Raw genomic sequence first — 14,606 nt, 5'->3', positions numbered from 1 at the left:
CTCTGCCCTGCTTCTCTATTTTTTTACATTGACATTCCGTGCTATTTATTATAGTCTAAGTATAACAAAAGATATGAAAGAAGGAAGTGATGAATATGCTGCTTGAAGTAGATTTTAACAGCGATCAGGCCATTTATATTCAACTGAGAAACCAGATCATCGTTGGTATTGCGTGTTCCGACATCCAGGATGGCGAGTCCCTGCCGTCGGTGCGCCAGCTGGCACAAATCTTAGGAGTAAACATGCATACGGTAAATAAAGCATATGCTATATTAAGAGAAGAAGGCTATTTGAAGCTGGACCGGAGGAAAGGCGCAGTCGTAAGCGTGGATGCCAATGAAAAGGCAAAGCAGCTGGAGGAATTGGAAGAGAGCCTTCAGATTTTGGTGGCGCAGGCCATCTGCAAGGGTGTGACGAGAGAAGAATTATATCAGCTGATTGGCCACGTATATGGACAGCTTGACAGAAATTAGGAGGACAGAATGAGAAAATTACCACTTACCAGATATTTAAGCCATGCATTGGAGGAGGCGGGAAAGATATCCGCGAGGCTTGGAGCAGAACATATAGAAACTTTGTCTCTTTTGCTTGGACTGCTTAAAATGAAGGGGTCTCTGGCCTGTGAGATACTGAAGATGCACGGGGTGTCTGAGGAGATTTTTTCAGAAGCTTTCAAGGCGCGTACTGCAGAAAAAAAGAGGCGTACAAAGGTAAAAACCTTTACTCCCAGGACAGAGGAGATTTTAAGCCTTGCCGCCCAGATGGCAGTTAAGTACGGAAGTGATGTGCTCGGCACAGAGCATGTTCTGCTGGCGGTTTTGAAGGACGGCGAAAATGAAGCGGTTCAGCTGCTGGCACAGCAAAAGATTCCGGTGGATGCCATATTCATTGATACATTGGTGACAATGGGAATCGATTATAAATCTGCCAAGAACGAATTTTCTAACAGTTCACCGGATGATTATTTCACGGAAGACGGAGCCGGAGAAAATATTTTGGAGAAGTTCAGCACAGATCTGACTCAGAAGGCAAAGGACGACGAACTGGATCCAATGATCGGAAGAGAAGACGAGATGGAGCGGCTGATGCAGGTATTGTGCAGGAGGTCCAAAAATAACCCTTGTCTGATCGGAGACCCGGGTGTGGGAAAGACCGCTATCGTTGAAGGGCTGGCTGCGAGGATCGTGCAGGGTAACGTGCCCCTTAATCTAAAGGATAAGAGACTGCTCTCTCTGGATCTGACAAGAGTGATCGCAGGGACGAAGTACCGGGGGGAGTTTGAGGAGCGGATGAAACAGATTATTTCCGAGGTGACGGAAGATCCTTCAGTGATTCTCTTTATTGACGAAATTCACACGATGATCGGGGCAGGCGGTTCTGAGGGAGCCATGGACGCATCCAACATCCTGAAGCCCTCTCTCGCACGGGGAGACTTTCAGCTGATCGGGGCTACAACCAGCGAGGAATATACCAAATACTTTGAGAAGGATGCAGCACTTGTGCGGAGGTTTCAGTCTATTTTGGTGGAGGAGCCTTCGGTGAAAGAAGCAGTCAAGATCCTTGAAGGGCTCAAATATAAGTTTGAATCTCATCACAGAGTGCTGATTCCTGAAGAGGTGACTTCCTATGCGGTGGATCTTTCCTGCCGGTATGTCAACGACCGGTTTCTGCCTGACAAAGCAATCGACGTTCTGGACGAGGCCTGTGCCAAAAAGCGGATGAAGTCTTTGAAAGTGCCGTCGGATATGAAAGAGGAACAGGAGCAGCAAAAGCAGATTGTAAAAGAAATGGAAGCTTACATCAGCAGCGGGCAGATTGAAAAAGCAAGAGAACTGAAGAGCAAAAAAGAGGAACTCGGCAAAAGTCTTGAGAAGAAGTACCGCAGGATGGAAAACCAGCAGAAGAAGATACCTTCCATTGAGATGGAAGATGTGGAGGAGATCATTTCTCTTTGGACCAAGATACCGGTGAACCAGCTGAAACAGGGAGAGATGGAGAGACTTCGGAATCTTGAAAAAATTCTTCACAAACAGGTGATAGGACAGGATAAGGCCGTGGAAGCTGTGGCCAGAGCCATAAAGCGCAGCAGGGTTGGCCTGAAAGATCCAAAACGCCCCATCGGTTCCTTCTTATTTCTAGGGCCTACCGGTGTGGGTAAAACAGAGCTTTCCAAGAGTCTTGCGAAAGCCATGTTCGGAAGGGAAGAAGACCTGATCCGCGTAGACATGTCTGAATACATGGAAAAGCACAGCGTATCAAAGATCATCGGATCACCTCCCGGATATGTCGGTTTCGGAGAAGGCGGACAGCTGAGTGAGCAGGTCAGAAGGCATCCATACTCTGTGATCCTGCTGGATGAGATTGAAAAAGCGCATCCGGATGTATTTAATATCCTGCTTCAGGTGCTGGATGACGGACATATTACAGACTCCAACGGAAGAAAAGTCGATTTCAAAAACACAGTGCTTATTATGACTTCCAACGCGGGCGCGTCCAGGATCATTTCTCCGAAACAGCTTGGGTTTGTCAGAACTTCCGATAAGGAAAAGAATCATGAGAAGATGACTCAGGGTGTGATGGAGGAGGTGCGGCAGATTTTCAAGCCCGAATTCCTGAACAGAATAGACGGAACGATTGTATTTACCATGCTGACTAAAGATGAGCTCCGGGAAATTGCAAAACTCTTTTTGAACAATTTAAAGGAACAGCTGATGAAAAACCATCGGATCTCGGTAAAGATCACGTCCAATGCCGTTTCACTGCTGGCAGACAAAGGGTACAGTGAGACGTACGGTGCAAGACCGCTGCGCCGTGTGATCCAGAGTGAGATCGAGGATGTGCTGGCAGATAAGATCTTAAGCGGTGAGCTTCGGGACGAAGCAGCGCTTACGATCGGAGCAAAAGACAAAAACCTTACTTTTTCGATAAAGGATGCTAGTAAATAAGCAGCAAATATTATATAATAAAATAACAAATGCAGATTTAATAGGAGGATAAGAACATGTCAGTGGTAACAGAGTTGTTTCGCAGCGAAGAAAATGGGACATTAAGCTTCGGGGATTACACATTAGATACGAAAGCCAAAAAGGACAAGATCGAATTTGAAGGGGATATGTACAAAGTGAAAACCTTCAAGACAATGACAAAGCTGGACAAAAACGGACAGCTGATCTTTGAATCTGTACCGGGTTCCGCCGTCCACAATTTTGCTGCAACAACAGACGGAGTGGCATTTGAGATCGAGGCATCAGAAGATGTCCAGGTAACGCTTGAAGTGGAGCCTGAACAGGAATACCGCGTATATATAGACAATATAAATGTTGGAAACATGAAGGCCAATCTAGGAGGAAAACTCACTCTGAGTGTGGAACTGAATCCGGGCATGACGGCTATGGTCCGTGTGAAGAAACAGTAAGGAGCAGGAACTGATATGGCAAAGGCAAAAACCGTCTTTTTCTGCAGTGAGTGCGGACATGAATCATCCAAGTGGCTGGGACAGTGTCCGGCCTGCAAATCGTGGAATACCTTTGTAGAAGAAAAACAATCAGTGACAAAAAAGGGAGGGGCAAAGCCCAGGCGGGCTTCTGCCTCTCCTATGAATATGTCAGAGGTTTCTATAAAGAGTGAGGAACGTATTCCGACAGGCATAGGTGAGCTGGACAGAGTTCTCGGAGGAGGAATTGTGACCGGCTCTCTGTCTTTAGTGGGCGGAGACCCGGGGATCGGAAAGTCTACTCTGCTGCTCCAAGTCTGCAGGAATTTAGTAAATGCAAAGCGGAAAGTTTTATATGTTTCCGGGGAGGAGTCCGCACATCAGATTAAGATGCGTGCAGAGAGGATCGGGGCATTTGAGGATGAACTTCTTCTGTTCTGTGAGACGATTCTGGAGGAGATCCTCGAGGGAATCCGCAAAGTCCGCCCGGAGTTTGTCGTGATAGACTCCATCCAGACGATGTTCAGTGAAGAACTGACCGCGGCAGCGGGAAGTGTATCCCAGGTCCGGGAAGTGACGGCTCAGATGATGAGGATCGCAAAAGAAGAAAATATCGCAGTCTTCATTGTCGGACATGTGACAAAGGAAGGTGTCGTGGCAGGGCCCAGGACACTGGAGCATATGGTGGATACGGTCCTATATTTTGAAGGGGAGAGGGAGGCGGCATACCGGATTCTGCGGGGAGTGAAGAACCGCTTCGGCTCCACAAATGAGATCGGTGTGTTTGAGATGTGCGCAGATGGTCTTACAGAGGTGGAGAATCCGTCCAAGATGATGCTGAACGGGCGCCCTGTGGACGCCTCCGGTTCTGTGGTAGTATGTTCCCTGGAGGGAACCAGGCCGATTCTTATCGAGATTCAGGCACTGATCTCTCCCACGAGTTTTCAGATGCCGAGGAGAACAGCGGTGGGAATTGACTATAATAGGGTCAATCTTCTTATGGCAGTTTTGGAAAAAAGGGTCGGTCTCCAGCTGGGCGGCTGTGACGCCTATGTGAACCTGGCCGGAGGCATGAGGCTGGTAGAGCCGGCGATTGACCTGGGGATTATTCTGGCCATTGCATCCAGCTATAAAAACATACCTCTCCCGGAAGATACGATCATCTTCGGGGAAGTCGGGCTGGTAGGCGAGGTACGGAGAGTATCCCAGGGAGACCAGAGGATCAAAGAGGCGGAAAAGCTTGGATTTAAAACCTGCATCCTTCCCAAGGCAAATGTGGACAGCTTAAAGATCAGGACAAACATGCGGCTTTTGGGCGTCGCAAATGTAAGAGAAGCCCTTGATTGTATTTAAAATATGTCTTATATTATTAGAGAATAATGAAAAGTATGGAGGAATGGAGACACGATGGAAGAGGCGATCTCAAAAAATTTTATAGAACAGATCATTGAAGAAGATCTGAAAGAAGGGAAATACGAAAAAATTGTGACCAGGTTCCCGCCGGAGCCAAACGGCTACCTGCATATCGGACATGCCAAATCAATCCTTTTAAACTATGGACTGGCGAAAGAGTACGGCGGAGATTTTCATTTCCGGTTTGACGATACGAATCCGACGAAGGAAAAGACCGAGTATGTAGATTCGATCAAAGAGGATGTGGAGTGGCTTGGAGCAGATTATGACCAGACGATTTATTTTGCATCCAATTATTTTGACCGTATGTATGAATGTGCAGAGTTCCTGATCAAGAAAGGAAAGGCCTACGTGTGCGACCTGACGCCGGAGGAGATCCGGGAATACAGGGGAACGCTGACGGAACCGGGAAAAAACAGTCCGTACAGAGACCGTACACCGGAAGAAAACCTTGCATTATTCCGCGCAATGAAAAATGGAGAGTTTGAAGACGGAAGCAAGGTGCTCAGGGCTAAGATTGATATGACTTCCGGCAATATGAACATGAGGGACCCGATCCTTTACCGTATTGCCAGAATGGAACATCACAATACAGGTGACGATTGGTGCATTTATCCGATGTATGATTTTGCGCATCCGCTGGAGGATGCCTTTGAAGGCGTGACCCATTCCATCTGTACACTGGAGTTTGAGGATCACAGGCCGCTATATGACTGGGTTGTAAAAGAGTGCGAGTTTGTACATCCGCCGAAGCAGATTGAGTTTGCAAAACTTTATCTTACCAATGTAGTCACGGGAAAACGCTATATCAAGAAGCTGGTGGATGACGGAATCGTGGACGGCTGGGATGATCCGAGGCTTGTGACGCTGTCTGCACTGAGACGCCGTGGATATACTCCGGAATCCATCCGCAGGTTTATGGAGCTGGTCGGTGTGGCTAAGAGTCACAGCTCCGTTGATTATGCCATGCTTGAGTACTGCATCAGAGATGACCTGAAGCTGAAAAAGCCAAGGGTATCGGCTGTCCTGGACCCAATTAAGCTGGTTATTACAAACTACCCGGAAGACAAGGTAGAGTATATGGAAGTAAAAAATAATCAGGAAAATGAAGAGATGGGCACAAGAAAAGTGCCGTTTTGCAGAGAACTGTATATAGAGCGGGATGATTTTAAGATTGAGAGGCCGAAGAAGTATTTCCGTCTGTATCCCGGCAACGAAGTGCGTCTGATGAACGGATATTTTGTGACCTGCACAGACTACGTGACCGATGAGGACGGAAATGTCACAGAGGTACTCTGTACCTATGATCCGGAATCCAGAGGAGGCAACAGCCCCGACGGACGAAAAGTGAAGGGGACCATTCACTGGGTTGCCGCTCCTTTTGCAAAAAAGGCCGAAGTCCGTTTATATGAAAATATTGTAGATGAGGAAAAAGGCGTGTATAACGAGGATGGATCTGTTAATTTAAATCCAGATTCTCTCATAATATTAAAAGACTGCTATGTTGAGCCGTCTCTTGAGGAGGCAGCTCCTGGGGACAGCTTCCAGTTTGTCAGACAGGGGTATTTTTGCCTGGACACAAAAGATACAACAAAGGATCACATGGTATTTAACCGCATTGTTTCTATGAAGAGCTCTTATCAGCCTAAATAGAAGCAGAAGAGAGATAAGCCGTTTTATAACGGCTTATCTTTTCATTTTCTGAGAAATGAAGAATGCTCCGCAGAGTGTGTTTGACTACTTTGTTTAATTTTTGGAAACAATGAAGGAGATGAAGATGAAAAATCTTACAGAGATGTCCAATGAAGAACTGTGGGAACTTTTTCCCATCGTTTTGTGCGGCCATAAGGAAGAATGGAAGCAGATGTATGAAAATGAAAAGAAACTGCTGCTTCATTCGATTGGGCGGGGCCAGGTGGCGAGGATCAGTCACATCGGCAGCACGGCTGTGAAAGGGCTTTTGGCTAAGCCTACGATTGATATCCTTTTGGAAATTGAAGAACACTGCGACCTGAAGGACCTGATCCGGGCGGTGGAGAAGGAAGGATATATCTATGAGAAGAAGCCGAGGAATCCTCCCCCGCATATGATGTTTATGAAAGGTTATACTTTACAGGGATTTGCAAAGAAAGTCTATCATCTCCATGTAAGGTATCCGGGGGACTGGGATGAACTTTATTTCCGGGATTATTTGAAACGGCATCGGGAGGCGGCAGAAGAATACGGGAAATTAAAGACTGGTTTTCAGAAAAAATATGAACATGACAGGGATGCCTATACAAGGGCAAAGACAGATTTTGTAAGAGAGTGCACGAAAAAGGCCCGGAAAGAGTTTGGAGATATCTACCGGCCAGACGGTGAAAAGTGAAAAAATTTTTCAAAAAAGCCCTTGCAATTTTTTGATAGGGTGTTATACTATATTTTGTGATTAGCACTCGATGAGAGTGAGTGCTAACAATAATCGGGTAAATAAGACAAAAGAATTTCATCTGAATTTTAGGAGGTAATGATATGAATTTAAAACCATTAGGAGACAGAGTAGTGCTGAAACAGCTGGAAGCTGAGACTACAACAAAATCCGGAATCGTGTTGACAACAGCATCTCAGGAAAAACCGCAGGAAGCCGAAGTTGTCGCAGTCGGACCTGGAACGGATGAAGTGAAAATGGAAGTAGAAAAGGGACAGAAAGTCATCTATTCCAAATATGCGGGAACTGAAGTGAAATGTGGAGATGATGAATACATCATCGTAAAACAGAACGATATTTTAGCAGTTGTAGAATAGGATTTTTGGAGGAGACGAATCATGGCAAAAGAAATCAAATACGGAATTGATGCAAGAAAAGCGTTAGAAGCAGGTGTAAACCAGTTAGCAGATACAGTCAGAGTTACCATCGGACCAAAAGGAAGAAATGTAGTGTTAGATAAATCTTTTGGTATTCCTCTGATCACAAACGACGGTGTGACAATCGCAAAAGAGATTGAATTAGAAGATGCATTCGAGAACATGGGTGCTCAGATTGTAAAAGAAGTTGCAACAAAGACAAATGATGTTGCGGGTGATGGTACTACAACAGCCACTGTTTTAGCCCAGGCAATGGTAAATGAAGGAATGAAAAACCTTGCGGCAGGTGCAAATCCGATTATTTTAAGAAAAGGAATGAAAAAGGCAACAGATGCGGCAGTAGAAGCAATCGCTGAGATGAGCAGCAAAGTAAACGGCAAAGATCAGATCGCAAAAGTTGCTGCAATTTCTGCCAGTGATGAGGAAGTCGGGGAGTTAGTTGCGGATGCTATGGAAAAGGTGTCTAACGACGGTGTTATCACAATCGAAGAATCTAAGACAATGAAGACAGAATTAGATTTAGTGGAAGGTATGCAGTTTGACCGCGGATATTTATCTGCTTACTTCTCAACAGACATGGAAAAAATGGTCGCTGAATTAGAAGACCCATATATCCTGATCACAGATAAGAAGATTTCTAATATTCAGGATATCCTTCCAATCTTAGAGCAGATCGTACAGAGCGGAAAGAAACTTCTGATCATCGCAGAAGATATTGAAGGCGAAGCACTGACAACATTGATCGTTAATAAACTGCGCGGAACATTCTCTGTGTGTGCAGTGAAGGCACCTGGATACGGTGACAGAAGAAAAGCGATGTTAGAGGATATTGCAATCCTTACAGGAGGAACTGTGATTTCTGAGGAAGTCGGATTAGATTTGAAAGAAACAACGATCGATCAGTTAGGCCGTGCAAAATCTGTAAAAGTTGAAAAAGAAAACACAGTGATTGTTGACGGAGAAGGATCTAAGGATGCAATTCAGGCAAGAATCGGACAGATCAAGGGTCAGCTGGATGAGACAACTTCTGAATTTGATAAAGAAAAATTACAGGAAAGACTCGCAAAATTATCCGGTGGTGTTGCAGTTATCCGTGTAGGTGCGGCGACAGAGACAGAGATGAAAGAAAGTAAACTTCGTCTGGAAGACGCCCTGGCAGCGACAAAGGCAGCAGTTGAAGAAGGTATTATTTTCGGCGGCGGTTCTGCTTATATCCATGCTTCCAAGAAGGTTGCAAAGATGGCAGAAGAATTAGAGGGCGATGAAAAGACAGGTGCAAATATTATCCTCAAAGCTCTCCAGGCTCCATTATTCCACATTGCTGCAAACGCAGGACTGGAAGGTTCTGTTATCATCAATAAAGTTGAAGAACAGGAAGTTGGATTCGGATTCGACGCATTAAATGGAAAATATGTAAATATGATTGAAGCAGGCATCATTGATCCGGCTAAGGTAACAAGAAGTGCATTACAGAATGCAACATCTGTTGCATCTACCTTACTGACAACAGAATCTGTTGTTGCTAATATCAAAGAAGATGCACCGGCAATGCCGGCTGGAGCAGGAGCACCGGGAATGGGAATGATGTAATCGGATTTCATAAGGTGTTTGATTGTAAAAGAGATACAGAAACAAAGAGAAGGCTGATAAACTCGTCAGCCTTCTTTTTTTCATGACATAAAAAATGCATTTCAGTACAAAAGGGTAGACAAAGAGTAAAGAAAGAAGTATAATATTTACAATTCCTAAAATATGTAAGAAGGAGGCGAAAAAAGTTGCCGGAAGAACAAATGATAAAAGACATGTATAATCTGATGCAGCAGGTGAATTCCAGTATGACAGCCTTTGACGGACGAATGGGACGTGTTGAGAGAAAAGTGGATCTGCTGACGGTAAAAACAGAGAATCTGGAAGAAAAAACAGATATGATCGTTCAGGACATTCAGAGACTGGATGAGAAGACAGATGGATTAAGCCAGGATATCCAGAGACTGGATGAGAAAACAGACGGACTGAGCCAGGATATCCGGAGACTGGATGAGAAGACAGATGGATTAAGTCAGGATATCCAGAGACTGGACGAAAAAACAGACAGAATGGAAAGCAGTATTCAGGAATTAAATGAAAGAACCTCTGCTTTGGAAGAAAAAACAGATCAGCTGGATCAGACGACAAAATTCCTAAGTGAACAAAACAGCCTTCTCTTACAGCGCACTGATATTCTCACAGAAAAGTCAAATCTTATGTCAGAAAAAATAGATTTTATATCAGAGAAGACAAATTCCATAGAATCCCGTTTGGAGCGAACGGAAGGAGAGGTATCTGATCTTAAAACGAAAATGGAAGCTGGATTTTCCGATATTCATATGATTCTGGAGAATGAAATCTGCACCAAATTAAATGTACTCTTTGAAAACCGTGAAGATTCATCCAGATACAAGATGGTTATAAGAAGACAGGATGTTTTGGAGACCGATGTCGATCTGTTAAAAAAGACAGTCACAAATCACAGTGTAAAATTAAACAAAATATTTTAAGGAGAAGGAGCCGGTTCTTTCTCCTTTTTTCTGTGCAGAAACAAGGCAGGTTTTTTCATTTGTTAAGAGTATTTTAAGAATTTCAAAAAAATGCTTTGCTATTGTACAGTTTCACGATATAATAAAAAAGATATTAAAAGATGCAGAAAGAGGTGTATTTGGTGTATAAAATAGTAAAAAAAGAGACACTTAATAACTTGGTTGAATTGATGGAAATTCACGCACCATTCGTTGCAAGGAAGTGTGAACCAGGTCAGTTCATTATTATCCGTGTTGATGAAAAAGGCGAGAGAGTTCCTTTGACTATCGCAGATTATGACAGAGAAAAGGAAACAGTCACAATCATTTATCAGGTTGTCGGATATTCCACAGAATTATTAAGCAAGAAGAAAGAGGGAGACTATGTAGCCGATTTTGTAGGTCCTCTAGGACAGCCGTCCATCTTACATAAACGAGAGAGAGTTTTAGGTGTGGCAGGCGGAGTCGGTGCAGCACCTCTTTATCCTCAGCTTCGCAAACTTGCCGAAATGGGAGTTCCTGTAGATGTTATTATCGGAGGCAAGAGTGCAGAATTTGTTATCTTAAAAGAGAAATTTGAAGAGTTCTGTGAAAATGTATTTATTGCCACAGATGACGGAAGCCTTGGAACAAAAGGATTTGTTACGAATGTTCTGGAAGATCAGATTGCAAAAGGCGTGAAGTATGACGAAGTCATCGCGATCGGGCCGCTGATCATGATGAAAAATGTTGTAAAGATTACAAAACAGCATGATATTCCGACGATGGTATCCCTGAATCCGATCATGATTGACGGAACCGGTATGTGCGGCGGATGCCGTGTCACAGTAGGCGGAGAAACGAAGTTTGCCTGTGTGGACGGACCGGATTTTGACGGATTCCAGGTGGATTTTGATGAATGTATGAAACGTCAGACAATGTTCAGAGAAGAAGAACACGAGTGTAAGATTGGGAGGGGTAAATAGTCATGGCAAATATGAGTCCAAATAAAGTAGCAATGCCGGAACAGGATCCGAATGTTCGGAATAAGAACTTTAAAGAAGTTGCTTTGGGATATACGAAAGAAATGGCTATGGAAGAAGCAACCCGCTGCTTAAACTGCAAAAATAAACCGTGTGTCAACGGATGTCCGGTCAATGTACCGATTCCGGAATTTATCGAAAAAGTAGCTGCAGGTGATTTTGAAGGCGCTTATGAAGTAATCACGAGTGAGAATGCCCTGCCTGCTATCTGCGGCCGCGTATGTCCTCAGGAAAATCAGTGTGAGGGTAAATGTGTCCGTGGGATCAAGGGTGAACCTGTTGGTATCGGGCGTATGGAGCGGTTTGTTGCAGACTACCACATGGCAAATGCAGAACCGGCTGAAGTCAGCATCGAAAAGAATGGAAAGAAAGTCGCAGTCGTAGGATGCGGACCTGCAGGTATTACCTGTGCCGGTGAACTGATCAAAAAAGGATATGAAGTGACAGTATTTGAAGCACTGCACAAGCCGGGCGGAGTACTGAGCTACGGAATTCCGGAATTCCGTCTTCCAAAGGATCTAGTGGCGAAAGAAATAGAATCTGTTGAAAATCTTGGCGTGAAGATCGAGACCAATGTGATTGTCGGAAGATCTGTTACCATCGACGAGCTGATGGAAGACGGATATGAAGCTGTCTTTGTGGGCAGCGGAGCAGGACTTCCAAGATTCTTAAATATACCGGGAGAAAACTACCTGGGAGTTTATTCTGCCAATGAATTCTTAACCCGTGTGAACCTCATGAAGGGTTACGAATTCCCAGAGTACCCGACCCCGGTCAAGATCGGAAAGAAAGTTGCAGTCGTGGGAGCAGGAAACGTAGCGATGGATGCTGCCAGAACAGCGAAGCGTCTTGGAGCAGATGAGGTATATATTGTTTACAGACGAAGTGAAGAGGAAGCTCCTGCCCGTCTGGAAGAACTTCACCACGCTAAAGAAGAAGGAATTATCTTTAAGTTTTTAAATAATCCGGTAGCCATTAAGGCAAATGAGGACGGATGGGTAGAGAAGATGGAGATCGTAAAACAGGAATTAGGAGAACCCGATGCCTCAGGAAGAAGGTCTCCGGTTCCGATTGAAGGGTCCAACTACGATATTGATGTAGATACTGTTGTCATCGCGATTGGACAGAGTCCGAACCCGTTAATTCGTCACACAACACCAGGCTTGGATGTTCAGAAATGGGGCGGTATCATTGTTGACGAGGAGACGATGGAATCAAGCAAAGACGGAGTCTATGCAGGAGGAGATACTGTCACGGGTGCGGCAACTGTCATTTTGGCCATGGGTGCCGGGAAGAAAGCTGCGGCAGCCATTGACAAAAAGTTAAGAGGATAATCGGGAGGACAGGATATGAGCAAAACTATTTTTCAAACATCTGTCTATGAATTGGGAGACCAGGTTGATGCCTTTTATGACGAAGGGATGTTTGTGCTGTTCGGTGAGAATGTTCCGGATACATTAAAAGATTTCTGCCATTTTATCGATGTCAATGAAGTAGACGGGACAATCGGCAAAGGAAACACACTGGTGATTGACGGTGCAGAGTTTAAGATCTCGGCTGTGGGAGAGATTGCCCAGTCTAATTTAGAGACTCTTGGACATCTGACGGTAGTATTCAGCGGGGCAGCTGAGGCAGGGCTTCCGGGAAGCATCTGTGTTGAGGCCAAGCCAATGCCTAAGTTAAAAGTCGGATCAAAGATCGAAATTAAAGAAGACTAGACGATTGTACAAAGGATTATTGTTTTCGGACAATAATCCTTTGTTTGTTGACAAAGAATTTAGAATTTGTTATAGTATAAAACTATAAATTAGAATACGAAAGACATAGAAAGCGAGGAAAAAATGGGAAAGTTAATTGGCCAGGGAATCACATTTGACGACGTATTATTAGTTCCGGGATATTCAGAAGTAATCGCAAATGAAGTGGTGACAGAGACCCGTCTGACAGACAAGATTACATTAAATATTCCTTTAATGAGTGCCAGCATGGATACGGTAACAGAGCACCGTATGGCGATCGCAATGGCAAGGCAGGGCGGTATCGGTATCATTCATAAGAATATGACCATTGCACAGCAGGCAGACGAAGTGGACAAGGTAAAACGTTCGGAAAACGGTGTCATCACAGATCCTTTTTCTTTAAGTCCTGAACATACGATCCAGGACGCAGATGACCTGATGGGAAAATACCGCATATCAGGGGTGCCGATTACTGAGGGAACCAAACTGGTCGGAATCATCACAAACCGTGATTTAAAGTTCGAAACAGATTTTTCAAAGAAGATCAAGGAATCCATGACATCAGAAAATCTTGTCACAGCGCAGGAAGGGATCACCCTGGAAGAGGCAAAACAGATTTTAGGGAAGGCAAGGAAAGAAAAACTTCCGATCGTGGACAAAGACTTTAACTTAAAAGGTTTAATTACTATTAAGGATATTGAAAAACAGATCAAATACCCGCATGCTGCAAAAGACGAACAGGGCAGACTGCTGTGTGGTGCCGGTGTGGGGATCACAGCCGATATCTTGGACCGTGTGGATGCATTGGTAAAAGCTCACGTAGATGTAGTGGTTGTCGACTCAGCCCATGGACATTCTGCAAACGTATTAAAGGCAGTCAGAATGGTGAAAAAAGCATATCCTGAACTGCAGGTCATTGCAGGAAATGTAGCCACGGCAGAGGGTACAAAAGCATTGATTGAGGCAGGGGCCGACGCTGTCAAAGTGGGAATCGGACCAGGATCCATCTGTACCACCCGTGTGGTTGCCGGAATCGGTGTTCCGCAGATTACTGCGATTATGGGGGCATATGAAGAGGCAAAGAAAGCAGGGATTCCGATCATTGCAGACGGCGGGATCAAGTTTTCAGGAGATATTACAAAAGCGATTGCAGCCGGTGCCAGTGCATGTATGCTCGGAAGTATGATGGCCGGATGTGATGAGAGCCCAGGAGAGTTTGAACTCTACCAGGGAAGAAAATATAAAGTATACCGCGGCATGGGATCCTTAGCAGCTATGGAATGCGGAAGCAAAGACCGCTATTTCCAGACAAACGCTAAGAAATTGGTTCCGGAAGGTGTCGAGGGCCGTGTGGCATACAGAGGGACTGCAGAAGACACCATTTTCCAGCTGCTCGGCGGACTCCGCTCCGGCATGGGATACTGCGGGGCAAAAACCGTAGAAGAACTGCAGGAGAAGGGACAGTTTGTACAGATTACGGCTGCATCCTTGAAAGAAAGCCATCCGCATGACATTCATATCACAAAAGAAGCACCTAATTACAGCGTAGACGTTTAAGAACTTTCCTATGGAAAAATAAAAAGCAGCAGTTATAAAAATT

Annotated in this window: 13 protein-coding genes; all 13 read left to right on the top strand. The window is 44.7% G+C overall.

Translation table 11 applies throughout. From position 1 onward, the window contains the following. Positions 1–95: 95 nt before the first annotated feature. The 13 genes from DWV34_RS04790 to guaB all read left to right on the top strand — a co-directional run bounded on the left by DWV34_RS04790 (position 96) and on the right by guaB (position 14,563). Positions 96–473: a GntR family transcriptional regulator gene (locus tag DWV34_RS04790; protein ID WP_009290300.1), complete on the top strand. Its 378-nt coding sequence runs from the start codon at positions 96–98 to the stop codon at positions 471–473. A gap of 9 nt (positions 474–482) precedes the next feature. Beyond that, a complete protein-coding gene (locus tag DWV34_RS04785) occupies positions 483–2,945 on the top strand; it encodes an ATP-dependent Clp protease ATP-binding subunit (protein WP_006568094.1) in 2,463 nt (820 codons plus the stop codon). Between the two features lie 56 nt (positions 2,946–3,001). Beyond that, positions 3,002–3,415, top strand: a complete 414-nt coding sequence (locus tag DWV34_RS04780; RefSeq protein ID WP_006568093.1) for a hypothetical protein — start codon at positions 3,002–3,004, stop codon at positions 3,413–3,415. 15 nt (positions 3,416–3,430) lie between these two features. Next, positions 3,431–4,786: a DNA repair protein RadA gene (gene radA, locus DWV34_RS04775; protein ID WP_118475557.1), complete on the top strand. Its 1,356-nt coding sequence runs from the start codon at positions 3,431–3,433 to the stop codon at positions 4,784–4,786. Positions 4,787–4,840: 54 nt separating this feature from the next. After that, complete coding sequence (locus tag DWV34_RS04770) at positions 4,841–6,499, top strand: glutamine--tRNA ligase/YqeY domain fusion protein (protein WP_006568091.1); 1,659 nt, start codon at positions 4,841–4,843, stop codon at positions 6,497–6,499. A gap of 124 nt (positions 6,500–6,623) precedes the next feature. Continuing rightward, on the top strand, positions 6,624–7,214 hold the full coding sequence (locus DWV34_RS04765) for a GrpB family protein (protein WP_009290302.1): 591 nt from the start codon (positions 6,624–6,626) through the stop codon (positions 7,212–7,214). Positions 7,215–7,357: 143 nt separating this feature from the next. Further along, on the top strand, positions 7,358–7,630 hold the full coding sequence (locus DWV34_RS04760; RefSeq protein ID WP_006568089.1) for a co-chaperone GroES: 273 nt from the start codon (positions 7,358–7,360) through the stop codon (positions 7,628–7,630). A 21-nt stretch (positions 7,631–7,651) separates the two neighbouring features. Beyond that, positions 7,652–9,280 carry a chaperonin GroEL gene (gene groL, locus DWV34_RS04755; RefSeq protein ID WP_006568088.1) on the top strand — a complete coding sequence of 543 codons (1,629 nt, stop codon included), beginning with the start codon at positions 7,652–7,654 and terminating at the stop codon, positions 9,278–9,280. A 185-nt stretch (positions 9,281–9,465) separates the two neighbouring features. Continuing rightward, positions 9,466–10,227: a hypothetical protein gene (locus DWV34_RS04750; RefSeq protein WP_118475555.1), complete on the top strand. Its 762-nt coding sequence runs from the start codon at positions 9,466–9,468 to the stop codon at positions 10,225–10,227. 161 nt (positions 10,228–10,388) lie between these two features. Continuing rightward, positions 10,389–11,210 carry a sulfide/dihydroorotate dehydrogenase-like FAD/NAD-binding protein gene (locus DWV34_RS04745; RefSeq protein WP_022261290.1) on the top strand — a complete coding sequence of 274 codons (822 nt, stop codon included), beginning with the start codon at positions 10,389–10,391 and terminating at the stop codon, positions 11,208–11,210. A 2-nt stretch (positions 11,211–11,212) separates the two neighbouring features. Further along, positions 11,213–12,601 carry an NADPH-dependent glutamate synthase gene (gene gltA, locus DWV34_RS04740; RefSeq protein ID WP_006568053.1) on the top strand — a complete coding sequence of 463 codons (1,389 nt, stop codon included), beginning with the start codon at positions 11,213–11,215 and terminating at the stop codon, positions 12,599–12,601. 15 nt (positions 12,602–12,616) lie between these two features. Continuing rightward, positions 12,617–12,985, top strand: a complete 369-nt coding sequence (locus DWV34_RS04735) for a PTS glucitol/sorbitol transporter subunit IIA (protein ID WP_009290305.1) — start codon at positions 12,617–12,619, stop codon at positions 12,983–12,985. Positions 12,986–13,108: 123 nt separating this feature from the next. Continuing rightward, positions 13,109–14,563, top strand: coding sequence for an IMP dehydrogenase (gene guaB, locus DWV34_RS04730; protein ID WP_009290306.1), 1,455 nt, complete (start codon positions 13,109–13,111; stop codon positions 14,561–14,563). The last annotated feature ends 43 nt before the right edge of the window (positions 14,564–14,606 follow it).

The sequence above is a fragment of the Anaerostipes sp. AF04-45 genome (assembly GCF_003461725.1).
Lineage (GTDB): Bacteria > Bacillota > Clostridia > Lachnospirales > Lachnospiraceae > Anaerostipes > Anaerostipes caccae.
The sequence above is the reverse complement of the archived record's forward strand: the minus strand, read 5'-3'. Positions and strand labels throughout refer to the sequence as shown.

Coding starts and splice junctions, on each gene's coding strand:
- DWV34_RS04780 (WP_006568093.1), top strand. CDS start 3,002: ATGTCAGTGGTAACAGAGTTGTTTCGCAGCGAAGAAAATGGGACATTA.
- DWV34_RS04760 (WP_006568089.1), top strand. CDS start 7,358: ATGAATTTAAAACCATTAGGAGACAGAGTAGTGCTGAAACAGCTGGAA.
- gltA (WP_006568053.1), top strand. CDS start 11,213: ATGGCAAATATGAGTCCAAATAAAGTAGCAATGCCGGAACAGGATCCG.
- DWV34_RS04770 (WP_006568091.1), top strand. CDS start 4,841: ATGGAAGAGGCGATCTCAAAAAATTTTATAGAACAGATCATTGAAGAA.
- DWV34_RS04735 (WP_009290305.1), top strand. CDS start 12,617: ATGAGCAAAACTATTTTTCAAACATCTGTCTATGAATTGGGAGACCAG.
- groL (WP_006568088.1), top strand. CDS start 7,652: ATGGCAAAAGAAATCAAATACGGAATTGATGCAAGAAAAGCGTTAGAA.
- DWV34_RS04785 (WP_006568094.1), top strand. CDS start 483: ATGAGAAAATTACCACTTACCAGATATTTAAGCCATGCATTGGAGGAG.
- DWV34_RS04790 (WP_009290300.1), top strand. CDS start 96: ATGCTGCTTGAAGTAGATTTTAACAGCGATCAGGCCATTTATATTCAA.
- radA (WP_118475557.1), top strand. CDS start 3,431: ATGGCAAAGGCAAAAACCGTCTTTTTCTGCAGTGAGTGCGGACATGAA.
- guaB (WP_009290306.1), top strand. CDS start 13,109: ATGGGAAAGTTAATTGGCCAGGGAATCACATTTGACGACGTATTATTA.
- DWV34_RS04765 (WP_009290302.1), top strand. CDS start 6,624: ATGAAAAATCTTACAGAGATGTCCAATGAAGAACTGTGGGAACTTTTT.